We start from the raw sequence: 23307 nt of genomic DNA, 5'->3' as shown, positions 1-23307 counted from the left end.
GCGCGACCTCGTCCTACGCCGAGCTTCATGCGCGTACGGCCCCGCTTCGATAAGCTGCTCCGCCTCACGACCCTTGGATTGCCGGCGCTCGTTGCCGTCGTCGCCGCGGCGTGCGGCGGCGAGCCGACCCCGCCCCCGGCCACGCCCGAGCCGCCCCCCGCGGCGAAGCCTGCGCCCGCGCCGACGGAGACCCCGACGGCCGCGCCGGAGCCCACGGCCCAGCCCACGGCGTCGGCGTCCGCCGAAGCGCCGCCTCCGCCGAAGTCTTCCGAGGAGAGCCGGCCGCCGGTGCTGATGAGCTCCGAGAAGGAGCTGCAATCGATCTTCACGACGAGCCCGGGCGCGAAGCTCGAGCTCGGCGACGACAGCGGCCGCGCCGTCTTCCGCATCCGCGAAGGCTCGCTCGGGTCGCCGCACATCATCACGTTCAAGCTCGATCCGAAGGGCAAGACGACGGGCGTGCCGATCGGGAAGATCTACCGGCTGCTCGTGCAGATCGAGAACTCGGCGGAGACGCCCACGCTCGAGACCCTGGACAAACCCTTCGAGTTCAGCTTCCCCGCGGGCAACAAGAAGGACGCGAACCTGGCGATCGGCGAGGTGAAGGTCGACGACAAGGGCCGCGAGAAGATCACGTGGACCATCTACGCGCCCGAGAAGATCGACGACGCGACGGGGATGGCCTTCTTCAAGATCAAGTCGATCGGCAACTTCTTCATGCACGTCACGGCGAAGCCCCCGACCGAGGCGCCCAAGTGATCCGCGCCTGATCGAGCGCCCACGAGAGCATGGCTCCACCGAGATCGAGCGCGCTCCTGCCGAGCGCGCGCCGATCGACTCGTTCACCCGCGAAATAATCCATCCCCGCCTGCGCGAGCGCGTGCGAGCGCGTGACCCATCGCTCGATCACGGGGCGCGCGCCGCCGTACACGAAGCGCGCCGCGCGCCCGCGCAAGCGAAGGTCGAGGCCGAGGCGGCTCTCGCGGAGCGTCGCCGGAAACGAGGCGAACGAGAGGTCGCCCGCTTCGAGCGCGCGCGCGAGGAACGGGCCTGCCACGGCGCCGTACTGGATCGCCTGCGCGATGCCCTCGCCGAGCGCCGGATCGATGCCCGCCGCCTCGCCGACGAGGAGCACACGCGGCCGCGCGAAAGGCTCGTGCAAGGAAAGCCCCCGCTCGGCGAAGCGGCGGAGCGACGACGCGGACGCGGGTACGCCCTGCTCGTCCGCGCGGGCGAGCAGCCGCTCGGCCGGCGCGAGCTCGGTCGCGGCGCGCTCGGGCACGCCCTCGGCGCGGAGCTCGTAGATGCCACGACAAACCATGGGTCGGCCGTGGACGAGCGTCGGAAAATCCCACGCGTACCCGGGCAAACCGCGCGCGGCCATGTCGAAATGAAGAACGTCGCGAGGGCCGTCGCCGCGGGCCGCCATCGTGTCGACCTCGACGGCCTGGGCCATGAACGCGCCGCGCGGCAAGCCGAGCGCGCGCCGCACGACGCTGCCGACGCCGTCGGCGCCGACGACGGCGCGCGCGCGAACCTCGCCGATCGAGGTGTCGATCCGCGCGTCGCCTTCGCCGATCACGAGGCCCGTGACCTTCACGCCGTCGCGCACGCGGACGCCGCGCGCCATGGCCTCGCGCGCGAAGGCGTGATCGAACTCGAAGCGCCGCACGACGCGGCCGATCGGCGGCCCCTCGGCGCGCGCGGCGAGCCTTCGGCCCGAGGCGTCCACGGACAAACCGTGGATCGGCACCGAGGGGACGTCGACGCGCACGCCGATGGACGCGAGCAGTTTGTCCGCGCGCGCGCCGATCGCGCCCGCGCAGACCTTTTCACGCGGGAACTTCGCCCGCTCGATGACGAGGATCCGTTCGGCGAGCCGCGGCGCGGCGTGCGCGAGGAAGAGCGCCGTCGAGATGCCGGCGGGGCCGCCGCCGACGATCACGATCTCCGCGTCGAGCATGGCGAAGCGCAGGCCTTCAGCCCATGGGGAACTCTTCGCCCTCTTTGGGTGCGCCGGCGCGGATCATCGTGCCGACGCCGCGCGAGGTGAAGAGCTCCGCCACGACGTTGTGCGGGACGCGGCCGTCGATGATGTGCACCGTCTCCACGCCGCCCTCGAGCGCGCGCAGGATCGACGCCGCCTTCGGGAGCATGCCGCCCGTGACCGTGCCGTCACGCATGCGCGCGTCGAGCTCCTCGGCGCTCATCTCCGACACGAGGAGGCCGTTCGAGAGGATGCCCGCGACGTCGGTCAGGTAGATGAGCTTGCGCGCGCCGCACGCGACCGCGACCTCGGCGGCCACGGTGTCGGCGTTGATGTTGTACGTGTTCCCGTCTTTGCCGAGGCCGATCGGCGAGATGACCGGGATGTACCCCTTGCCGAGCAACAGCTCGAGCACGTCGGGATCGACCCGCGCGACCTCGCCGACGTAGCCGAGGTCCTTGCCCGGCGGCATGTTCATCTTGCGCGCCTCGATCAGGCCGCCGTCCTTACCGGACAAACCCACGGCCTTCGTGCCCGCGCGCGCGAGCGAGGCGACGACCTCCTTGTTGATCTGGCCCGTGAGGACCATCTCGACGACGCGCAGGCTCGCGGCGTCGGTGACGCGCAGGCCGTCGACGAACTCGGTCACCTGGCCCATCTGCTCGAGCGTGCGCGAGATCTCGGGGCCGCCGCCGTGCACGATGATCGGACGGAGACCAACGGCCTGGAGCAGGCGCACGTCCTCGGCGAAGCGATCCTTCAGGTCGGCGCGCACCATCGCGGCGCCGCCGTACTTGATGACCGCGCGCGTGCCGGCGAAGCGCTCGATGTAGCGGAGCGCCTGCACGAGCGTGTCGGCCTTGAGCTCGGGCGTCTTTCGGTCGAGGCTCGGATCACGCCGCACGGGGCCGTCGGGCGACTCGATGAGCACCGCGGCGTAGTCGGCGTTGATTCGTACGTAGTCGTAGGAAAGGTCGCAGCCCCAGGCCGTGGCCTCGCCCGGGCCCGCGCCGACCTCGATGTCGACGAAGACCTCCTCGCCACGAAGGAGCGCGCGGAGCGCGTCGGCGTCGAAGGACTGCGGCTTGCCCTGCGCGTAGACGAGGACGTTCTGCAGGCGCACGCTCGCGACGGCCGGATCGAAGCGGATCTGCTGCTCGGCGGCGCGCGAGCCGACGGCCGCGAGGACGCGGCCCCAGTTCGGGTCGGTCCCGAAGAACGCGGCCTTCGCGAGGTTCGACTCGGTGACGGCGCGAGCGAGCGCGCGCGCCGAGGTGAGGTCCTCGGCGCCGCGCACCGTGACCGTGATGAGGTGCTGGGCGCCCTCGCCGTCGCCGGCGATCGTGCGCGCGAGCTCGCGGCAGATGTCGACGAGCGCCGCGGCGAAGCTCTGCGCCTCGGGCGAGTCGCGGCGCGTGATCGGATCGTTTTCCGCCATGCCGTTCGCGAGCACGAGGACCTGATCGTTCGTCGACGTGTCGCGATCGACGCTGACCATGTTGAAGGTCTCGTCGACCGCGGAGCGCAGGATCGCGTCGAGCAAGGAGACGTCGATGGCCGCGTCGGTCACGAGGAACGCGAGCATCGTGGCCATGTTCGGGTGGATCATGCCCGAGCCCTTGGCGATGCCCGCGATGCGCACGCGATCGCCGCCGAGGAAGATCTCGCGCGAGGCGAGCTTCGTGCAGGTGTCCGTCGTGAGGATCGCCTCGGCCGCGGGCAAGGGATCCTGGCCGAGCTTGGCGATGAGGCCGGGCATGGCGGCCGAGACCTTCGCGTGCGGCAAGGGCACGCCGATGACGCCTGTCGAGCACGTGAGGACCGCGTCGATGGGGACGCCGAGCGCGTCGGCGACGGCCCCGGCCATGCGCTGGTTCGCGAGGACGCCCTCTTCACCCGAGAGGCAGTTCGCGTTGCCGCTGTTCGCCACGATCGCGCGCGCGTCGGTGCGAGGCAGGCGCGCTACGTTCCAGTCGACGCACGCCGCGCGCGACTTCGACTGTGTGAAGCACCCGGCCGCGACGGCGGGCACCTCCGACAGCACGAGCGCGAGGTCGGAGCGTTTGACCTTGATGCCGGCAGAGGCCCCGGCAAACGAGAAACCAAGCGGTATTTTCACGGGCCACCTCGGGGTAGGGGGAGCCGCGGCGCGAGGCGCGACGCGGGGGAGCCCTTCTTGGGTCTGTCTGTCAATGCGGCGATAGCGGCGGCGCGCCGATCATGGCGCAGAGGTTCTGGAGCGCCTGCGAGGCGGCTCCCTTGAGCAAGTTGTCGAGCGCAGAGGTGACGACGACCGTGCCACGCTCGCGGTCGGCGCGGACGCCGAGGCGCGCATACGGGGTGTACGCGACCTGGGCGAGCGTGACGTCCTCGGGCGCGCGCACCTCGACGAGGTCCGTGGGGCCGTACGCGCGGCGGAAGAGCGCTTCGATCTGGTCGTGCGGGACCGCCCCCGAGAGGCGCGCGAAGGCCGTGACGAGCAGGCCGCGGCGCACGGGCAAGAGGTGCGGGACGAACGTCACGGAGGCGCGCACGCGGCCCGCGCGGGAGAGCGCTTGCTCGATCTCGGGCGTGTGCTGGTGGTTGCCCACGCGGTAGGCCGAGAGGTTCTCGTCGACCTCCATGAACATGAGCCGCTCTTCGACCTTGCGGCCCGCGCCCGAGACGCCGCTCTTGCCGTCGACGTACATCGAAGCCGGGTCGATCGCGCCCGCCTCGACGAGCGGCGCGAGCGCGAGGATCGCCGCCGTCGCGTAGCAACCGGGGTTCGCGATGAGGCGCGCGTCCTTCGCGCCGCCCGTGCGCGTCGAGGCGGAGGCGACCTCGGGCAGGCCGTAATGCGCCTCGGCGAGCAGCTCCGGCGCCGGGTGCTCGAAGCCGTACCAGCGCGGATACGCGGCCGGATCCTCCAGGCGAAACGCGCCCGAGAGGTCGACGACGCGCACGCCGTGCGCGAGCAGCTCCGGCGCGAGCTTGGCCGAGACCTCGGCGGGCGTCGCGAGCAGCGCGACCTCGCTCTGCCGGGCCACGGCGACGGCGTCGCTCATCGGCGCGACAGGGAGCTTCGAGGCGCTCGCGGGCACGCGCACGCGCTCGCCGAGCTTCGATCCCTGCCATCGATCCGCGGCGACGCCCACGAGCGAGAGCGATGCGTGGTCGGCGACGAGCCTCGCGAGCTCGCTGCCGGCAAAGCCGCTGACGCCGAGGATCGAGACGGGGACTTTGGACGCACTCACGGGCGCGCTTCCCTACTGACCGACGGCGCCCTTGTCAAACGGTTGTGCGTGCCCGCCGGGAGGATGGCACCTCGGTTGCTCGTCCGAGCCGCAAGCGAGGTGACCTGTGCGGATCAGATGCAACGTAGGCGCCCAGGACGGACGATATGGGCGAGCGAATCGGGGAGGACGCGGCGCGTGGCTGCTCTTGCCCGTCCTCGCATTCTCGATGCTGGCGGCCGGCTGTATCGCGACATTGTCGGCCGGGACCCCGAACGTGGGCGGGTACGACGTGGCGTATGCGGAGGCCGTTCCCGTCGATGTGAACAGGTACCCGGCCGTCGAGTATCGGGGCCGGCTCGCGTACCTGGTCGAGGGGCGCTGGTACTGGCCGACCGATAACGGCTGGGTGACGTTCCTCGAGGAGCCGCCGGAGCTCGCGATGTACCGCACGCGGGTCCAGACCGCGCCGCCGCGCGCCGTTCCGCCGCCCGCGGTCGAGTACGGCTATCCGCCGGTGCAGCCGACGCAACCTCGCGAGCTTCGTCGCGAGTATCGGCCGCATTGATCGGCGACAAACAGGGGGAGGTTTTTCCATGCGCGATTCGATCCTGAAATGGGCAGGCCCCGTGGCCTTCGTCCTCTCGCTCGCCCCCGCCACGATGGGGTGCCAGGCCGAGGGGGGCATCTACGTGCCCGTCACCCGCGACACGGGGACGGTGACGCAGCGCTGGTCGCTCGGAGGGCGCCTCGACGGGCGCCTCTGCAGGACCTACGGCGCCGATCGCATGGAGCTCATCATCCGCGACACGTCCGGCCGCATGGTCGCGCGCGCCTATCAGCCGTGCGAAGAGCTGCAGATGACGGTGACGCTGCCCGAAGGGACGTACGTGGGCGACGCGAAGCTCATCGCCTCCGACGGGTCGGAGGTGAGCACCACGCTGCCGCTGCGGCCCTTCCGCATCTATCAAGGTACCGACACGTTCGTCGATACGGACTTCCCGTCGTCGTCGATGCTGACGGTGCTCTCGGTCGACGCGGCCGCATCGAGCGCGGACGTCGACGAAGAAGCTCCCTGATCCAAGGGACGCGCGGCAGAAGGACGCGAGGCTCGTGCGGAGGCAGACGCGTCGGCCTTGATCTGCGGCCCCATCTTCATCCATGCTCTCCGCGCTCGCCTCCGGCTTCCCGGCAAGGCGTCGCCTCGCCCACGTGCTCGTACCCGACGCGCTCTTTCACGGCCGATACCGCGTCATCCGCTGCATCAAGGCGGGCGGCATGGGCGCCGTTTACGAGGTCGCCGACGAGGCGACGCGTCGCAGGCGCGCGCTCAAGGTGATGCTGCCCGGGACCATCGAGGACCCGATCCTGCGCGAGCGATTCGCGCAGGAGGCCACGATCACGGGCGGCATCGAGAGCGATCACATCGTGCAGGTCTCCGACGCGGGCATCGACGACGGCACGAGCATGCCGTTCCTCGTGATGGACCTGTTCTCGGGCGAAGAGCTCGGCAGCATGATCGCGCGCCGCGGCGCGCTGCCGCCGGCCGAGGTCGTGCTCTACCTGGGACAGACGGCGATCGCGCTCGACAAGACGCACGCAGCGAGCATCGTGCACAGGGATCTCAAGCCCGAAAACCTGTTCATCACGACGCGCGACGACGGCAGCCCGTGCGTGAAGATCCTGGATTACGGCGTCGCGAAGGTGATGGTGGAGACGACGTTCCAGCGCCGCACCGCGATCGTCGGCACGCCGCTCTACATGGCGCCCGAGCAGGTCCAGGGCGACGGCGCGATCGGCCCGCGCGCCGACGTCTACGCGCTCGGCCACCTCGCCTACACGCTGCTCTCGGGTGAGGCGTACTGGATGAGCGAGGCGAAGAGCTCGCTCTCGCTCTTCGTGCTGTTCAAGCGGATCATGGCGGGTCCGCCCGAGCCGGCGACGACCCGCGCGGCGCGGCGCGGCGTGCGGATCCCCCCCCCGTTCGACGCCTGGTTCTCGCGGACGACGAACCTCGAGCCGCAGAAGCGGCCCGAGCGCGCGACGCAGGCGATCGCCGAGCTTTGCGAGGCCCTCGGCGTCGTGACCTCGAACGCCATGATCGCCATGCCCCTGCCCCCGCCGTCGAGCCCGCGCCACGCGCCGCCCGTGTCCGCCGTCCGTCCGGTGCCGGTCGCGGACAAACCGCTCCTCTACGCCGACGCGGCGATCGCGAACCCGCCCGCGCCCCTGCGCCCGCCGCCCGCGGACAAACCGCTCCTCTACGCCGACGCGCCCGCGCCGCCCTCGGGCTCGTCGAAGCCGCCGAAGAGCAAGGCGAAGCCCGTCGACGAGAGCTGGGAGGACAACGTCCCGTTGTTTCGCGATCCCGCGACGGGCGCCTACAGCGAGCGTTACCTGCGGCTGACGCTCGACGAGGCGATCGCGAAGGCGAAGATGACGGGCACGAAGTTCTCGATCGTCGTCTTCGAGCTGCCGCTCCGGGGCCTCGATCCGACGCGGGACAAGGCGTCGATCGACGCCGACGTGCGCGAGCTCGTGACGACGCTGCACGGGCTCTACGGGCGGAAGAACTTCCTCGGCCGGTACGGGCCGTCGAGCCTCGTGCTCATCGTGCCCGACGCGGGCAGCAAGTTCTCCCGCGCGCTCGCGAAGGCGCTCAGCGAGAAGCTCCGCGAGGAGTTCGGCAAGCGCAAGGAGACGCGGCGACTCACGCTGCGGCTGCGCGTGGGCGCCGAGCGGGTCGATCCGCTGGAGAAGTCGGCGACCGATTTGATCGAGCGCGCGTCGCGGGCGGCATTGCAGAGCGACGCCTGACAGACCTGCCCACGAAATTGGGGGGCGGAATCAGAACCCCCACGGTGGGGGAATCTTGAAATATTCGGCCTGGCAGCAGCCCCTCGTAGCAGACTTGCAAGACTGCTGTTCTCCCTCGTCACACGTGCCCACCTCGACGCCGTCGACGAGGCATTTGCAGGTCATCGTGCCGCCGGCAGGCGCCGAGCAGTCGGTCTCGTAGGTCTTGTTGAAGCAGAGGTTGCCGCAGCCGCAGTTCACGTCGCCGTTCATGTCCACGTCTCCCGGGCACGAGTCCGAGCCCAGGATGAGACACCCGTGCATCCCCCCGCACGTCTCGAACGTGTCCCACGCGTCCTTGCACGCGCCCTGGTCGTCCGCGCAAGTCGACGCGAATGGCAGAAGGCAGGCGTAGGCCGCACCCAGTTCGTCCTCGCATTCGGCGGTGTAAAGGTCGATGAAGCCGTCGCACCGCTTCATGCACGTGTCCGACGCATCCGGGCAGCTGTTCGCTTCGAGCGCGTCACAGTAATCGTAACAGGCCTGTATTGTCGGACCGGCGCCGCCCGCGCCCCCCGCGCCCCCCGAATCGTTGTTCGTCGAGTCGCCTTCGCACGCGGAGAGCAAGCTCGCCGCGCCCAGAAGGCCCATCCCCAAGAGTGCCGAAAACATTCGCATGCGTGCGACGATAACTCAACTTCGCGCGAACCTCTCGTTCCTTCCCCCCCAAGCCCCCACCGCTCGTGGTACGAATCGCGCCTGCCATGCGCTTCCTCGCCCTCGCTCTCCTTGGCCTCGGGATCGCGGCGTGTACGACGGCCCCAGAGGCCGCCGCACCGCGGGCGGAGCCCGGAGAAACGTATTCGTTCCCGGCCGAATTCGAGCCGCACGCGTCGATCTGGCTCGCCTGGCCGACCTACCAGAACAAGGCAGGTCACCCGACCGAGCCCGTCGTGGAGGACATCCTCCGCGCGCTCCACGGTCACGTGTCGGTCGACCTGCTCGCCCAGGACGAGGCCGAGGCGGGCGTGATCCGGGAGCGGCTCGCCCGCGACGCCGTGCCGTCCGATCACGTACGAATCCACGCCGTGCCGCACGCGGACATCTGGCTGCGCGACATGGGGCCGATCTTCGTGAGGACGAGCGGCGGCGGACGCGCGGTCGTCGATTACGCGTTCAATGCCTGGGGATATCCCGGCTTCGATCGATCGAGCCGAACGGGGTTGATCGAGGACGCCGTCGATCGAAACGTGGCAGCGCTGCGGGGCCTGCCGGTCGTGCGGTCGAGCCTGTCGAGCGAAGGGGGCGATCGGGAGTCGAACGGCGCGGGGACGTTGATGCTCACGGAGCAGGTGGAGCGGCAACGAAACCCGGGGCTCTCGCGCGAGCAGATCGAAGCGGAATTCCGAAGGACGCTCGGCGCGAAGCATTTCGTGTGGCTGCCGCAAGGAATCGCGGAGGACGACGCGACGTGGGAAGGGCCGCTGCCAGGAGGCATTTACACGCCGCTCACGCCGGGAGGGCACATCGACGAGTATGCGCGTTTCGCCGACGCCCACACGATCCTGCTCGGCGAGGTGACCGAGGCCGAGGCGCGGGAAGATGCAATCCGCGCGATGACGCGCGAGCGGCTCGAAAAGGCGCGCGCGGCGATCGAGGCGTCGGTCGATCAGGACGGCCGTCCTTTCCGGATCGTGCGTGTCCCGATGCCCGAGCCGCTCTACGACACGCTCCGGCCCGGCGACGGCGTCTACGAGGCCATGAAGAGGATGCGATACACGAGCGGCGTGACCTTTCCGAAGGGCTCGCCGGTGCGGGTCATCGTGTCGACGAGTTACCTGAATTTCCTGGTCACGAATGGCGTCGTGCTCGTCCAGGTCTATTTCAAGGAAGGGCGATCGCCGCGCGTGAAAAAGAAGGACGAGGCTGCGCAGCGCATCCTCGGGGAGGTTTTTCCCGGGAGGAAAATCGTCCCGATCGACGCCGAGGCCGTGAACCTCGGCGGCGGCGGCGTTCATTGCATCACGCAGCAGGAGCCGCTCTGAGCGGCTACTCGCGCACCCATTTCACCCGGCCAAACCGCGACGCCTTGTGGAAATTCCCCATCCCGAGGATCGGGGACCAGGCGACGCCGCCGTTGTTCTGCATCGCATAAAAATTCATCCGCCAGGCATCCCCGGGCGCGGGCGGCGAAGCTTTCGCTTTGGCGAATGATTTCCAGGGGATCCGCGCCTCCACGGTGTACCCCTCGTCCTTGTCCTCGTCCGCGTCGATCGTGCCGCGCAGGACGACCGCGCTCTCGAGCCCGGCGCTCCAGTCCTGGTGCCCGAAGGGGCCGGCATTGCCGCCCCGGGGACGATTGTAATCGTCGAACTGCGAGTCGAAGACGAGGTTCTGCGGGTTGACCTGGATCTCGTAATAGTCTTTGTTGTCGCCGTCTCCGTCGGGGTCGATCATGACCTCGACGGTGTCGCGCTCCCAGAGGTGCGGATCCGGCGCGTCCGTGGGAAAACCCCCGCGGATCGTCGTGTCTTTCACGTCGAAGCCGACGTAAAGGTATTGATCGTCCCAGAGGAGCCGCGCGCCGCCCTGCACCGGGATCCGCGGGTTTGGCGCGCCAGACGAGACGTCGACGAACGGACCCGTGTCCGCGGCCTTCGCCCATGCAGGCTCGTCGAGCTTGCCGTCGATCGTGATCGCCTCGCCGGAGGAGATCGCCTTCACGGCGATCTCCTTGATCACGCGCCGCGGATCCTCGGCCGACGCGCTCTTCGCGCCCGTCCCGCCCGCTTGCTGTTCCGGTTTGCCGCCGCCCGGATCCCGCGAGCACGCGGCGACGGCGAGCGCGCACGCGACGAAGAGGAATCGACGCATGCGCGGCCTTTTACTTCCGGCCCTTCTTCCGCGCGTCGCGCTCGCGCTTGCGCTGCGCCTTCTTCTGGTTCTTCTCGGCCTGGCTGAGCGTGCGCATCTTCGTCATGCTCGGCCCCTCGGCGCCGCCGCCCGGCATGCCCATGCCCGGCATCCCCATCCCAGGGAACCCCGGCATGCCCATGCCCGGAAAGCCCGGCATCCCCATCCCGGGGAAGCCGCCCGGCATGCCCGGCATGCCGCCCATGCCCGGGAAACCCGGCATGCCGCCGCCGCCGCCCATGCCGGCCATGGCCTTCTGCATGTTCCGCATCTGGGCCATCTGCTTCATGCCGGGGATCTTGCCCATCAGGCCCATGTTCTGGCCGAGGCCCGACATCATCTGCTTCATGAACAGGAACTTCTGCACGAGCTCCGCGACGGCCTCGGCGTTCGTGCCCGAGCCCTTCGCGATACGCTCGGCACGCCGCGGCTCGCGGATGAGCGCGTAAGGATCGCGCTTCTCGAACCGCGTCATCGACTGGATGATCGCCTCGATCCGCACGAGCTCCTTGTCGTCGAGGTTCACGTCCTTCGGCAGGCCGCCCGGGAACATGCCGCCGAGCGGGAGCTTGTCGACGAGGTCCTTCAGCGACCCCATCTTCTGGATCATGCGGACCTGCTCGAGGAAGTCGTCGAGCGAGAAGTCGCCCTGGAGCAAGCGCTCGGCGTCCTTCTCGGCCTTCTTCTGATCGACGACCTGCTCGAAGTCCTGCATGAGGCCGACGACGTCGCCCATGCCGAGGATGCGGCTCGCCATGCCGTCGGCGCGGAACTCCTCGAACTTGTCCGTCGTCTCGCCGACGCCGCTGAAGAGGACGGGCGCGCCCGTGACCTCCTTGATGCTGATCGCCGCGCCGCCGCGCGCGTCACCGTCGAGCTTCGTCAGCACGACGCCGCTGATGCCGAGACGCTCGTGGAAGGCGCGCGCCGTCTTCACCGAGTCCTGGCCGATCATCGCGTCGACCACGAGGAAGATGTTGTCCGGCGCGACCTTCGACTTGATCTCCGCGAGCTCCTGCATGAGCTTCTCGTCGATCGCGAGGCGGCCCGCGGTGTCGTAGATGATGACGTCGCGCCCGAGCTTCTTCGCCTCGGCCTCGGCCGCCGCGCAGATCTCGACAGGCGACTTGCCCGCGATGTTGAAGACCGGGATCTTGATCTGGTTGCCGAGCACCTTGAGCTGCTCGACGGCCGCCGGGCGCTGCATGTCGGCCGCGACGAGCATGGGCTTCTTGCCCTGCTTCGCGATGTAGCGGGCGAGCTTGGCGCAGGTCGTCGTCTTTCCAGAGCCCTGGAGGCCGACCATCATGAGCCCGGTCGGACGGCCCGACGCCCACACGACGGGTTCGCCCTCGTGCGACATCATGGCCTCGAGCTCGTCGTGGCAGATCTTGACGAAGTGATCACTCGCCGAGACCTGCAGGGTCTCGCCCTCGTGTTTCACCTTCGCGTCGAGCGTGCGGCCGACGGCCTTCTGCTTCACGCGGCTCAGGAAGGCCTTCACGACGCCGATCTCGACGTCGGCTTCGAGCAAGCTGAGCCTCACCTCGCGGAGCGCGGGCTCGATGTTGGAGTCCGTGAGCTCCGTGAGCCCCGCGAGGCGGTTGCGGGCCTGACGAAAACCTCGGGCGAGCGTGTCGAACATACGGGGGCGCTCTTTAGCACGAGGCGCGCGTGTCCCGTACCCCCCAGCTCGCGTTTTCCCTTGCCTGGTTCCGAAAACTCCGTCAGCGGCGGCGAAGGCGCAGCTCGGTCGCCGCCTTTTCGCAGGCGGGCATGGCCTCGTCGCTGCTCTTCTTGATCTTCTCCTCGGCCGCGGCGAGGTCCGCGAGCAGGGTCGAGGGCACCGGACCCGGGCCGCCGAGCGCGCGCTTGACGCCCTCGGTGCCCTCCTTGCCTTCGAGGAGGAGTCGGTACGCCTCGACGCAACGGTCCCGAGCTCGCAAGGCCTCGGGGCTCTTCGCCGGCTTCTTTTCGAGCGTCGAGAGGAGGTTCTTCCGTCCCGCCAGGTCCTCCGCCGGCGCGTCGCGGAGCGACTCGATCGCCGCGACGAGCGCGCGCTCCTCCTCGGCTTCGGCGGACGCGCAGCCGAGGGCGGAGGTGAAGCCCAGGGCGAGGAGGTGCGGGCGGAGGCGGATCAATCCGCGCCCGCGCGCTTCGGCGCCGGGCCCATCTGGATGCGCTCGCCGATGTACGAGCCGACCATCGTGAAGAGCACGCCGATCACCGCGAGGATGACGTACATGAAGAGCGGCAGCGTCCGGACGGTCTGCGACTTCATGAGCTGAAAGACCGTGGGGATCGCGACGAGCAGCGTCGCGACGACGGGCTCGGCCACCGTCTTTCCGGGCGAGATCATGCCGAGCAGGATGCCCCCGACGAACCAGACGGGCACCGCGATCATCATCCCGTAGCGGCCCTCGAAGTCGAAGGCGCTGACGACCATCGGCAGGCCGACGACGATCGCCGCCGTGAGGACGGCCTGCACGAGCAGCGCGATGCCGGCCCAGGCGACGCTGAACCCGTCGCCGCCGCGCCGGCCTTCACCGTCGTCGCGGCTCCGGCCGAGCTCCATCGACGCGCCGCACGAGACGCACCGGCCGCTCGGCGGGACGGGCGAGTTCGTCGCCCCGCAGGAGGGGCAGACGACGGAGGAAAGCTTCTTCGCGGACGTTGCCACGCGCGTAGGCTAGAAAAGCGAGGGCACGAGGGCAAGAGATCCCCCGCTCGGCCCCGAGGAACCGGACGGGCAGGCGCCGAAATCCGACGCGAGGACGAAGGAACCGCGCCCGCCCGGAGATGTCCGTCGGTTATACTCGTGACCGGACACCCCTACGCCCCCCCCACGCCCCTGCTCGTGCCCCGCGATCCGTCGCCCACCCTGACCGCGCCCCGCCCGCCTGCCCTCGACGCCGCGGGGTCGGATCCCGAGCTCATCGCGCTGCCCGCGCCGCCGAAACGCGAGCGCACGGCGACGGTGGTGCTGATGGGGATCACGGCGCTCGCGGCCGCATGGATGGCGTTCGTGCTGTCTGGAGAAGCGCGCTACGCGCTCACGCCGGGCCAGCTCATGGAGGTGCCGGACCTCGCGACGCTCACGCCCGGCGCGGATCTGGACAACCGCTACGTGCGCGCGACGGGCCTGCTCGGCACGACGGGCGCGATCCGCTACGGGCGCGCGGCGGAAGGGGACTCGTTCCGGCTCGCGCCCGTCGCGGGCAACGACAAGATCTGGGTGGAGATCCGCGTGCCCGAGGGCTTCGAGGGTCCGCGCTTCGTGCCGCCGACGAGCTTCGCCGGCAGGCTCGTCCCGTTCCGTCAAGCAGGCCTGCGCCACGCGCGCCTGCCCGAAGCGGTGCACGCGCAGACGAACAAGAACGTGCCCGACGATGCCTGGGTGCTCATCGACGGGAGCTCGCCGCGCGCGTCGCGCTGGGCCGTCGCGCTGGTCGCGCTCTTCCTCGGCTTTGCCGCGTGGAACCTCGCGGGCATCGTGCGCGTGCTCGCGCGGGTGCGAGACGGCGAAGCGCGGTAGGTGCGCGTCAGGGAGCGTTGAAGAACTCGAGCAGGATCGGGTTCACGACCTCGGGTCGTTCGAGGTGCACGAAGTGGCCCGCGCGCGGCACGGTGTGCACGCGGATGCCCGCGAGGAAATGTTTCTCCATGCCGCGCGTGAGCTCGACGCCGACGCAGCCGTCGTCCTCGCCGTGGATGTGGATCGCCGGCACGGTGGTCTTCGCGAGGAGCAGGCGTCGCGACGCGCCGAAGAGCGCGCTCGGCGTGAAGAACGCGCGGTAGTAGGCGATGACCTCGGAGACGCGGGGCGCGATGCCTGCCTTGATGATGTCGAGATCCTCGCGCGAGGCGACGTAGCCGGGGGACCAGTCGCGCCAGAGGCGATCGATGAGCGCGAAGTCGTTCTTCGCGAGGCCACGCTCGGCGACGCCGCGGAGCTGGAAGAAGGCGGTGTACCAGGAGCGACGGAGCTGCGCGGGCTGCGCGAGCCTGGGCAACGTGGCGCCGAGGTGCGGCACCGCGATCGTGACGAGGTGGGAGAAGCGCGCGGGCGCGAGCGCGGTCGCGGCGTAGGCGGCGAGGGCGCCCCAGTCGTGGCCGACGAGGCGCACGGGCGCGCCGGGCGAGAGTCGATCGGCGAGCGCGCAGAGGTCGCGGCCGAGCGCTTCGGCGTCGTATCGATGGCTCTTCGGGATGCCGCTCGGCGCGTAGCCACGCATCGTCGGGCACGCGACGCGGAAGCCTCGCGCGACGAGCGGATCGATCTGGGCGCGGAACGAGCGCGCGTCGTCGGGGAAGCCGTGCGCGCAGAGGACGAGCGGTCCGTCGCCGTGCACGGTGCAGGAGAGCTCGACGTCGCCGAGGTCGAGCGTCTTCGTCTCAGGCATGCGGAGAGGCTACACGAGGCGCGCCGGGGCGGGCGAACCGCGCGATGCGCGTCTGCGTGCTAGCGTCAGCGGTGATGAAGCTCGAGCTCGGCATTCCGGTCTGGTTGCTCTGCGGCATCCTCGGCGCCTGGATCGCCACGACGAAGGGGCGCGGGGGCTGCTTCTGGTTCCTCACGTGCGCGGTGCTCGGCCCGATTGGGCTCGTCTTCGCGGCCGTCGTTTCGAAGAAGACGCAGAAGGACTGACGACGGACACGTACGTCCCGCTCGGCGATCTTCGACGTGTCCGGCGCGTGTGCGCACGCTCGGGTCGTCGGCGGATAGACGGGGGCAAAATCGGCGCACGCCCGAACGCGCCGGACGAACGCGCTGCGAAACGCCGGGGGCGGCTTTGATCGCCTCGGGGCGGACGCGGCTCCAAAGCGGGTCGATTCGTGGAAAGCGCTCGCCGCGTGGTTCGTGAATTCCCCGCGTGCGAGGCCGCGCGTTCACGCAGGCTGGATGCGCGAAGTCCGATCGGCCGACGGCCACCACCTTGCATGGGGACGCGAGCGAGCGCTTCGACGACGAGCGTGGAGCTCGTCGCGAGGCGTCGTCCCCTGCGCGCGGCGCACGCCGAGCGAGGGCAGCACCCGAGACAAGGAGAGGTATCTCGATGAAGAACTCGATCAAGCTCCTCCTGGCGGCGGCGATCGCCACGAGCGCACCCTTCCTGAGCATCGGCGAGGCTTCGGCGGATGGCGCAGGCTGCGATGCCGATCGCGGGTACGGCAAGGGCGCGGTGTACGTCGGCAAGGGCGACGTGCAGTTCGGCCCCGGCAAGGGTGCGCCGTACGTCGGCAAGGGCGACGTGCAGTACGGGCCGAGCAAGGGCGGCTTGCAGTACGGGCCGCGCGACACGCAGTACGGCCCGAGCAAGGGCGGCGTGCAGTACGGGCCGCGCGACGCGCAGTACGGGCCGGGCAACGGCGGCATGCCGTACGGCCCCGGCAACGACGGAGGCCAGTACGACGATCAGTACGACGACCAGTACGGCGATCAGTACGACGATCAAGGCGACCAGTACGACGACCAGTACGGCGACCAGGGCGACCAGTACGACGTCGGTCCGAGCGACAACCAGTTCGCCCCGCCCAGCAAGGGCGGTGGCCAGTTCGCACCGCCCAGCAAGGGCGGTGGCCAGTTCGCACCGCCCAGCAAGGGCGGAGCCCAGTACATCCCCAGCAGCGGCGGTGGCCAGTACGCACCGCCCAGCAAGGGCGGTCAGTACATCCCCAGCAGGGGCGGTAGCTTCCTGGGCAAGTGATCGTCGCGGTCGTCGGCTCCTCCACCCGATCCCGGGCTTCGGTTCGCCCGGGATCGGGCTCTCTTTTCGGAGCGCGTGATCACCACGAGCCGTCGCGGAGAGGCTCGGCGCCGAAGAGCTCGGCGAGCACCTTGCGGTACTGATCCGCGAGCCGCACGAGATCGTGGAAGACCGCGGCGACGTCGTGCTCGCTCGCGAACGCGGTGACGGGCTCGGAGAACGAGAGCACGACGACGTCCCCCGCGAGCGACAGGCGACACACGCCCGAGGTCTGATCGTTCGCCGTGAGGAGGAGCCGGTAGAACGGCTCGTGGTTCGCCGAGGGCAAACGCACGAGCGGCACGCGCAAGATCACCTGCAAGCCCGCGCCGTCGAGGCGCACCGTGACCTCGGAGGGCGTCGCGTCTCCGCCGAGCGCGCGATGATGGATGCGCCACGCCCGCGGCCCCACGCGCGCCTTGTTCGCGACGATCCCCAGCGCGACGAGCGCGTCGCGCACCACGCGCTCGGCCCCCGCCGACTCGCTCTCGAAGGCGTGCGGCAGGAGAATCCCGCACGACTCGCAACGATCGTTGTCCGCGGAGAACGCCTCGGTGCAACCAGGGCAGCGATGGATGAGCGTGCGCTCGCCGAGCTCGGACGCTGGCACGTCGAGCGCGCGGAGGTCGCGCGAGAGGAGACCGACAGGCAAGACGCAGCGCGATCGATCGAGCGAATCTCGGCCGCTCCGCCGCGCCGTCGTGATCACGCCGATCACGCGCCCCGCCGCGTCGATCACGGGCGATCCCCCGCGCCCTGCACGCGCGCCGAGATCCGGATCGAGCGCGGCGAGCTCGCCGCCGCGCCCCTCGGCGCACACGACGGCCGTCGCCGTCACGAGCGTGTCGCCGGGCGCCGCGATCAACGTCATGACGGCCTCGCCGAGCCGCGGCAACGGATCGGCGCGCAGCGGGAGCGGCGCCGCGCCGATCGCCTCGAGCGGGAGCACGAACGCGAGATCACGCTCGGCATCCACGGCGACGACGCGCCCCGACGCGCGCCTGCCCTCCTCCGTCGAGAGCGTCACCTCGGCCTGGAACCCGACCGTTCGCCAGCTCGTCACGATCACGCCGTTGCCGAGCGCGACCCACCCCGTGCCGCTCGACGTCCCCGAGGTCACGGTCACGACGCCACGCCGCGCGACGCCGAGCACGCTCTCCTCCGGGCCGCCGTGCTGCATGAGATCTCCGAGCGACGAGGCGATACGCGAGCTCATCCGGACGCGATCCTCTTCAGCGCCGTCATCATCAGATCGAGCGCTGCCTGCTTGGGCACGTCGCGATGCGCGTGCGCCACGATCTCCTTCAACCGTTGCAACGTCTGCGCCGGCAAGCGCGTCCGCGTGAGCAGCTCCGTCAGCGCGCCGAGCGCGAGGAAGTGGCGGAGCGTCGCGTCCTGGGGCGCGAGCTCGATCTCTTCGACGTACTTCGACAGGTGCTCGCGCGCTTGCGCCGCCGTCGCGAGCGGCTCGACGATGAACGCCCGCTCCTTCGGGAGCTGCGCGCGCGCCGCGACGATCCGCTCCATCGCGAGCAGCGCCGGCTCGGCCATCGGGATCGGCGACGACGGGCGCTTGCCGCCGGGCGACGCGCTCGGCCAGATCGCCCGCGTCACGCCCGACGCGTTCCGGTAGAGGTACGAGACCGCGTCAGGGACGGCCTCGCCGAACTCGTAGATCCCGCGGTACACCGCGGCCCGCACGAGCAGGAGCATCGTCGCGGGCCGCTCCTCGTAGCTCAGCGCCGTCGCGAGCGCCTGCGCCTGATGCAAGAGCTCGCAGAGTTTGTCCGCGGGCGTGAGGGCCCGGCGCGCGGCCAGGTCGTCGAGGTCCGGCGAGCCGGGACGCGCCGCTCCTTCGACCGCGGGCATCCCCGGGACCGTGCGCCGACGCGCGACGGGCGTCGCGAACGGCAGCGGCGTCGTGAGCGACGGGATCGCGCCGAGGCGCGCAGTCTCCGGCGGCGGCTCGCGATCAGGCGGAGGCGGCGCGGCGAACGCGGACGTCTGCGGGACACCGAGCCGCGCGGTCTGCGGCACATTCTCGGGAGGCGCGAGCACCGGCGGCACCCCGTCCTCGCCGCGCCACGTATCGGAGAGGCGGAACGGCGCGAGCACCGGCGGCAGCTCCTCCTCCGCGGCGGGGCCTCGCGCTCCCTCGTTCGCGAAGGCCGGCGCGAGGATCGGCGGCAGATCGTCGTCCGGCGGCGGCGCGTTGTCCGCGGGCCGAAGCGTCGACGGCGGCGGCGGCACGACCGAGCGTCGCTGCGGCGCCGGCTGCAACGTCGAGAGCGTTCGTTTCCTCCCGAGCGACTCCCACCCTCCGCCGCCGCGCGCATCTCCGTGCGCCGCCGTGCGCGCGTCGAACGACGCCACGAAGATCTCCGCGTACCGCTCCGACGTCGCCATCATCTCGCGGATCACGTGCCGCACGAGCGGCGGCGACGCCGCGCCGAGCTGCGTGACGAAGCGCAGGAGGAGCAGATCGTCCCGCAGGCACACGCGCGACGTCATCGCCTCGGCGTCGCAGAGCTCGAGCGAGAGCCGCATCGCGGGGACGCGCTGGCTGCGCGGCAGGCGCGCCACGGGCGACTCCACGATGAGGTGCATCGACTGCATGTCGAGCGACAGGAACACGCTCGACTCCTTGCCGATGAGCGCCCAGCCCGGCCCCTCGGGCAGGTTCACCGCGCGCGCCGTCAGGTTCGACTCGGCGGAGGCCACGATGCCGAGCGCGCGCGCATACTCGCCACGCCGGAACGCCTCCGTCGCCCTCTCCAGCCCGAAAGGATCGAGCGAGGCGTGCCCGCGCGGCACGAACCTGCGCATCGAGTCCTCGAGCGCCAGCGGGGCGCGGTACTCTCCGCAGGCGTCGCAGCGTGGCCCGTGGACGGGCCATCCGCACACCGTGCAGAACTCCCGGGCCGATCGGCTCGCGGCTCCCACCGCGCAGAGGATAAAGCGAACGCGGCCCGCCGCGGGCACAATGTGCGAGCGCCGTGATCCGCGCCGCTTTTTCCGGCGCCGTTCGCCCGGATCAGATCAGGGGGTTCAGGTGCAGCGGGGACCGCGTTTCCCGCAGATCCACCTGGATCCGCCGCACGAAATGCGCCGCGAACGCGGCCCAGGTCACGAACGTCACCACGCCGCTCACGAGCCCTGCGTTCCGGCCGAACCCGATCGTCGTCGTGGCGACGGCGCCGAGCAGCACGAACGCCGAGGCCACGAGGGCGAGCGGCAAGAACCAGCGCAGCGCGATCCGCGACCGCTCCTCTGCGCAGAGACGCGGCAGCGCCCAGCGCAGCCACACCACCGTCAGCACGAGGCCCCAGCTCTTCAGCAAGAAGAGCAGCGCGCCCACGATCTTCAGCGCGCCCGCGCTCTCCTGCGTCGCGCCCGCCACGCCCGGAAGCTGCCAGCCGCCGAGGAAGATCGCGCTCGCGATCCCGCACGCGACGAACACGTGCGCCCACTCGCCGAAGTAGAACAAGAGTTGCCGCGCGCCGACCTTGGCCGGCGGCGCGAGCTCGTCCCCGCTCGCCTCGGCCTCCCGGAGCGCGCCCGACGTGCGCCCGTCGGCCGTGATCATCGACGTCACGTACGCGAGGAACAGCACGAACGTCGCCGGGTTTCGGAAGACAAACCAGTGCCAGGGCCACCCGCCTGCGTCGAGCGGCGATCCTCCCTGCCCGCCCTGCGCCGCCACGATGTCCTCGAGCCGCAGCGATCCCGTGCTCGACACGACACACACGAGCGCCACCACGGCCGGCAGCTCCTGCAAGAGCACCCTGCCCGCGCCGCGCAGAGCTCGCAGCACGGACCAGCGCTCGCCCGCGAGCGATCCACCCGTCACGAACCCAAGCCCGAGCAGCGCGACGAGCGCGAGCAGGAAGAGCATCCCGACGTCGAGGTCCGCGCCCAGGAGCCGCTGCGAGAACGGCATCACCACGAACGTCGCCGAGATCGCCGCGAACGCGAGCACCGGGGCGAGCTTCGACAGGATCGGATCGGCGTCCGGCGGCGCGATCGCCGAGGCCACCTCGCGATGCACCTCGGAGGCGAGCCGCGCGACCGGCGAGCGCACGGGCGACTTCTTCCCGGTCCGCGGAGACGCGAGCCGCGACGCCACGCGCCGCACGAGCCACGCCACGAGCGCGCCGAGCGGCGTCGCGAACACGAGCAACGTCGCCGCGGACAAACCCAGCACGATCGCCGCGCCGAGCAGGTCCGAAGGCGCGCTCGCGTGGAAGCCCTCGATCGAGATCGGCACGACCCGCGGCTCCTCGGCGCCGCGCCGCACCGATACGAGCGGCGCGCGCTCCTCACCGCTCGGGACCACGTCGGCCACGCTCGTCACCTTCACGCCCTCGAAGCTCGTGATCACGTCGCCGCCCTCGATCCGCGCTGCGGCCGCGGGGCTGTCCGGACGAACCGCCGCCACGATGATCCCGTTCGACGTCGGTGCGTCCGGTGAAACCGTGATCCCCAGGAAATCGAGCGCTCGTTGCCCGTCGCGCTCGCGGGCCAGCGCGATCGCGCGTCGCGGCGCCTTCGGCCGCACGTCGATCGTCACGTCTTTCACCGACCCCGTCACCGGCAGCGCGCCCTCGGCCTTCGTCTCCAGCGTGACCTTCACGTCGCCGTGGAACGTCGTGTGCGCCGCGTCGTCGCCTTGCCCGCAGAACCGCGCCACGAGCGCCTCGCTCACGGCGGCGCTCACCTTGTCGGTCGAGATCCTCGCCTTGTCGACGACGATCGTCTGCCCTTCGATCGGCGCTTCTCCGGGCCGCTTCAGCGTCCCGCGGAACGTGATCGTCGCCTCGCGCGCCTCTCCCGTCGGCAGGTTCGTCCCGAGCACCTCCAGCCGATCGCCCGACTCGAGCTCGCGCGGCGCCACGTCGACCACCCGCAGGAGGTCGGGCGCGGTGTCGTTCACGTTACAGCCGATCGCCAGGAGACAGGCGAGGGCGAGCGTGATCCTTCCATGACCGGGCATGACCCGGGCTTATCCATCGCGCCGCGGCAAAGGGCCAAGTTGAGGGCGAACCGGCAGGAAATACCGTGCGTTGTCGAGCTCGTTCACGCCCACGAAGAGCTCCACCTCGAACACCTCCTTGAGGCGCCGGTACGTCATGACCTCCTCGATCGACCCGTGCGCCACGAGCCTGCCGGCCTTGAGCAGCGCGATCCGATCCGCGTACTGCGCCGCCGCGTTCAGATCGTGCAGCACCATCAGGCACGCGAGCCCTCGCTCGCGCACCTCGCGCCACACGAGCTCCGACAGCGCGAGGAAGTGCCGCACATCGAGGTGCGCCGTCGCTTCATCGAGCAAGAGCACCGGCGCCTCCTGCGCGAGCGCCCGCGCGATCGCGACCCTCTGCTGCTCGCCGCCCGACAGCTCCGAGACGCGCCGATCCGCGAGCGCTTCGAGCTCGCACGCGGCGATCGCCCTCTCCACGGCCTCCTCGTCGTGCTTCGACGCGCGCATCCACGCGCCCTGGTATGGCGCACGCCCCATCATCACGATCTCACGCACCGCGAAGCCCACCGCCGGCTCCGACGACTGCGGCACGAGCGCGATCCTCTTCGCGATCTCCCGACGCTCCATCCGCGCGAGCGGCTCGCCGAGGACACGTACCTCGCCACGCTGGGGCGGGAGTGCGCCCGAGATCACCTTCACGAGCGTCGACTTTCCGGCGCCGTTCGGCCCGAGGACCGCGCAAATCTCGCCTTTTCGCACGGAAAAGTCGATGTTCTCGAGCGCCAAGCCGCCTGCCGCGTAGCGAACCGAGACCCCGGATAGTTCGATGGCATTCATGGCAACCGCGACATTTCAGGCCCTCGGACGATTCACGCTGTCATCACCTTGCACATATGCGTTACAGGTGGTCCAATTCGATCGCAGCGCGAAGGGGAGATCATGGATACGGTGAAGGAGACCTCCGGGGCCAGTGCGACGCCGCGACGCGTCATCAAGCGGTACTCCAACCGTAAGTTGTACGATACGAAGGACAGCCGCTACGTGACCCTCCAGCAGATCGGGGAGATGGTCCGTGCCGGCGAAGAGGTCCAGATCATCGACAACGCGACCAAGGAGGACAAGACCGAGGTCACGCTGGCGCTGATCATCTCGGAGGACCTCAAGTCGCAGCCGCGCAGCGTGCCTCTCGGGACGCTGCGGGACCTGATCCAGGAGCGCGGCGAGCGTCTGCTCAACACCCTCCGTGACGGCCCGATCGGGCGGCTCATCCCGGGAGGCGGACCGGAAGACGCCCCCGCCGAGGCAGCCGCGCCGGGCGCTCCGGACAAACCCCCCACGCAGCCGCCGCCGGCGCCTGTCGCCGCCGCTCCGACCGAGGCGGACAAACCCGCCGCGGCCGCCCAGGGCGCGAAGGCGCGTTTGTCCGAGATCGTCGAGAGCTCGAAGCAGACCCTCGACCAGTGGCAGCACGCCGTGGACGAGCGGATCCGTCACATCCTGCCCGGCGTCGGCCTCTTCCGCGACCTCCAGTCCGACGTGCAGCGCCTCTCGCAGCGCGTCGAGGAGCTCGAAGCCCTGGTGCGGAAGCTCGGCGGTGATCCAACCCACACGCCCGAGACGCCCGCGCAGCCTGAAACCTCGACCGAGGAATAGGCGGCGGGGGGCTCCTGT

22 protein-coding genes are annotated in these 23307 nt (G+C 70.4%); 9 read left to right on the top strand and 13 right to left on the bottom strand.

What is annotated here, in order from left to right; translation table 11 throughout:
* Window positions 1-27: 27 nt before the first annotated feature.
* Entirely contained in the window at window positions 28-759 is a 732-nt protein-coding gene (locus tag QHF85_RS19090; protein WP_281328655.1) for a hypothetical protein, read from the top strand.
* Here QHF85_RS19090 and QHF85_RS19085 read toward each other — a convergent pair.
* From QHF85_RS19085 to argC, 3 genes are all read right to left on the bottom strand, one after another.
* Window positions 725-1963, bottom strand: coding sequence for an NAD(P)/FAD-dependent oxidoreductase (locus QHF85_RS19085; RefSeq protein WP_281328654.1), 1239 nt, complete (start codon window positions 1961-1963; stop codon window positions 725-727). The genes QHF85_RS19090 and QHF85_RS19085 overlap by 35 nt on opposite strands.
* A gap of 16 nt (window positions 1964-1979) precedes the next feature.
* A complete protein-coding gene (gene argJ, locus QHF85_RS19080) occupies window positions 1980-4106 on the bottom strand; it encodes a bifunctional glutamate N-acetyltransferase/amino-acid acetyltransferase ArgJ (protein WP_281328653.1) in 2127 nt (708 codons plus the stop codon).
* A gap of 70 nt (window positions 4107-4176) precedes the next feature.
* Window positions 4177-5223: an N-acetyl-gamma-glutamyl-phosphate reductase gene (gene argC, locus QHF85_RS19075; protein ID WP_281328652.1), complete on the bottom strand. Its 1047-nt coding sequence runs from the start codon at window positions 5221-5223 to the stop codon at window positions 4177-4179.
* 187 nt (window positions 5224-5410) lie between these two features.
* On the opposite strand from argC, the gene QHF85_RS19070 reads away from it, so the two are divergent.
* The 3 genes from QHF85_RS19070 to QHF85_RS19060 all read left to right on the top strand — a co-directional run bounded on the left by QHF85_RS19070 (window position 5411) and on the right by QHF85_RS19060 (window position 8019).
* Window positions 5411-5770: a hypothetical protein gene (locus tag QHF85_RS19070; RefSeq protein WP_281328651.1), complete on the top strand. Its 360-nt coding sequence runs from the start codon at window positions 5411-5413 to the stop codon at window positions 5768-5770.
* 28 nt (window positions 5771-5798) lie between these two features.
* A complete protein-coding gene (locus tag QHF85_RS19065) occupies window positions 5799-6281 on the top strand; it encodes a hypothetical protein (protein WP_281328650.1) in 483 nt (160 codons plus the stop codon).
* An 82-nt stretch (window positions 6282-6363) separates the two neighbouring features.
* Window positions 6364-8019 (top strand): protein kinase, encoded by a 1656-nt coding sequence (locus QHF85_RS19060; RefSeq protein WP_281328649.1) that lies wholly within the window; start codon window positions 6364-6366, stop codon window positions 8017-8019.
* Between the two features lie 30 nt (window positions 8020-8049).
* Here the strand turns inward: QHF85_RS19060 and QHF85_RS19055 are convergent, their stop codons facing one another.
* Entirely contained in the window at window positions 8050-8676 is a 627-nt protein-coding gene (locus QHF85_RS19055; RefSeq protein ID WP_281328648.1) for a hypothetical protein, read from the bottom strand.
* Between the two features lie 86 nt (window positions 8677-8762).
* Between QHF85_RS19055 and QHF85_RS19050 the strand changes: the two genes are divergently transcribed.
* Window positions 8763-10043 (top strand): agmatine deiminase family protein, encoded by a 1281-nt coding sequence (locus QHF85_RS19050; protein ID WP_281328647.1) that lies wholly within the window; start codon window positions 8763-8765, stop codon window positions 10041-10043.
* 4 nt (window positions 10044-10047) lie between these two features.
* On the opposite strand, the gene QHF85_RS19045 is transcribed toward QHF85_RS19050, so the two are convergent.
* The 4 genes from QHF85_RS19045 to QHF85_RS19030 all read right to left on the bottom strand — a co-directional run bounded on the left by QHF85_RS19045 (window position 10048) and on the right by QHF85_RS19030 (window position 13591).
* Complete coding sequence (locus QHF85_RS19045) at window positions 10048-10872, bottom strand: carbohydrate-binding family 9-like protein (RefSeq protein WP_281328646.1); 825 nt, start codon at window positions 10870-10872, stop codon at window positions 10048-10050.
* A 10-nt stretch (window positions 10873-10882) separates the two neighbouring features.
* Window positions 10883-12556, bottom strand: a complete 1674-nt coding sequence (gene ffh / locus QHF85_RS19040) for a signal recognition particle protein (protein ID WP_281328645.1) — start codon at window positions 12554-12556, stop codon at window positions 10883-10885.
* 82 nt (window positions 12557-12638) lie between these two features.
* Window positions 12639-13052 (bottom strand): hypothetical protein, encoded by a 414-nt coding sequence (locus QHF85_RS19035; protein WP_281328644.1) that lies wholly within the window; start codon window positions 13050-13052, stop codon window positions 12639-12641.
* Window positions 13049-13591, bottom strand: coding sequence for a zinc ribbon domain-containing protein (locus QHF85_RS19030; protein ID WP_281328643.1), 543 nt, complete (start codon window positions 13589-13591; stop codon window positions 13049-13051). Before QHF85_RS19030 ends, QHF85_RS19035 begins: the two co-directional genes overlap by 4 nt.
* 138 nt (window positions 13592-13729) lie before the next feature.
* On the opposite strand from QHF85_RS19030, the gene QHF85_RS19025 reads away from it, so the two are divergent.
* Window positions 13730-14446 (top strand): hypothetical protein, encoded by a 717-nt coding sequence (locus tag QHF85_RS19025; protein WP_281328642.1) that lies wholly within the window; start codon window positions 13730-13732, stop codon window positions 14444-14446.
* 7 nt (window positions 14447-14453) lie between these two features.
* Here the strand turns inward: QHF85_RS19025 and QHF85_RS19020 are convergent, their stop codons facing one another.
* Entirely contained in the window at window positions 14454-15314 is an 861-nt protein-coding gene (locus QHF85_RS19020; RefSeq protein WP_281328641.1) for an alpha/beta hydrolase, read from the bottom strand.
* A gap of 74 nt (window positions 15315-15388) precedes the next feature.
* Here QHF85_RS19020 and QHF85_RS19015 point away from each other — a divergent pair, with 74 nt between their 5' ends.
* Both QHF85_RS19015 and QHF85_RS19010 read left to right on the top strand, forming a co-directional pair.
* On the top strand, window positions 15389-15559 hold the full coding sequence (locus QHF85_RS19015) for a hypothetical protein (protein ID WP_281328640.1): 171 nt from the start codon (window positions 15389-15391) through the stop codon (window positions 15557-15559).
* A gap of 409 nt (window positions 15560-15968) precedes the next feature.
* On the top strand, window positions 15969-16619 hold the full coding sequence (locus tag QHF85_RS19010) for a hypothetical protein (RefSeq protein WP_281328639.1): 651 nt from the start codon (window positions 15969-15971) through the stop codon (window positions 16617-16619).
* A 79-nt stretch (window positions 16620-16698) separates the two neighbouring features.
* On the opposite strand, the gene QHF85_RS19005 is transcribed toward QHF85_RS19010, so the two are convergent.
* From QHF85_RS19005 to QHF85_RS18990, 4 genes are all read right to left on the bottom strand, one after another.
* Entirely contained in the window at window positions 16699-17874 is a 1176-nt protein-coding gene (locus tag QHF85_RS19005) for a serine protease (RefSeq protein WP_281328638.1), read from the bottom strand.
* Entirely contained in the window at window positions 17871-19484 is a 1614-nt protein-coding gene (locus QHF85_RS19000) for a hypothetical protein (protein WP_281328637.1), read from the bottom strand. Before QHF85_RS19000 ends, QHF85_RS19005 begins: the two co-directional genes overlap by 4 nt.
* A gap of 208 nt (window positions 19485-19692) precedes the next feature.
* Window positions 19693-21651: an NADH-quinone oxidoreductase subunit H gene (locus QHF85_RS18995; protein WP_281328636.1), complete on the bottom strand. Its 1959-nt coding sequence runs from the start codon at window positions 21649-21651 to the stop codon at window positions 19693-19695.
* 9 nt (window positions 21652-21660) lie between these two features.
* Complete coding sequence (locus QHF85_RS18990; protein ID WP_281328635.1) at window positions 21661-22473, bottom strand: ABC transporter ATP-binding protein; 813 nt, start codon at window positions 22471-22473, stop codon at window positions 21661-21663.
* Window positions 22474-22575: 102 nt separating this feature from the next.
* Here QHF85_RS18990 and QHF85_RS18985 point away from each other — a divergent pair, with 102 nt between their 5' ends.
* A complete protein-coding gene (locus tag QHF85_RS18985) occupies window positions 22576-23289 on the top strand; it encodes a polyhydroxyalkanoate synthesis regulator DNA-binding domain-containing protein (protein WP_281328634.1) in 714 nt (237 codons plus the stop codon).
* The last annotated feature ends 18 nt before the right edge of the window (window positions 23290-23307 follow it).

Source organism: Polyangium sp. 6x1, from assembly GCF_029946515.1.
Lineage (GTDB): Bacteria > Myxococcota_A > Polyangia > Polyangiales > Polyangiaceae > Polyangium.
The sequence above is the reverse complement of the archived record's forward strand: the minus strand, read 5'-3'. Positions and strand labels throughout refer to the sequence as shown.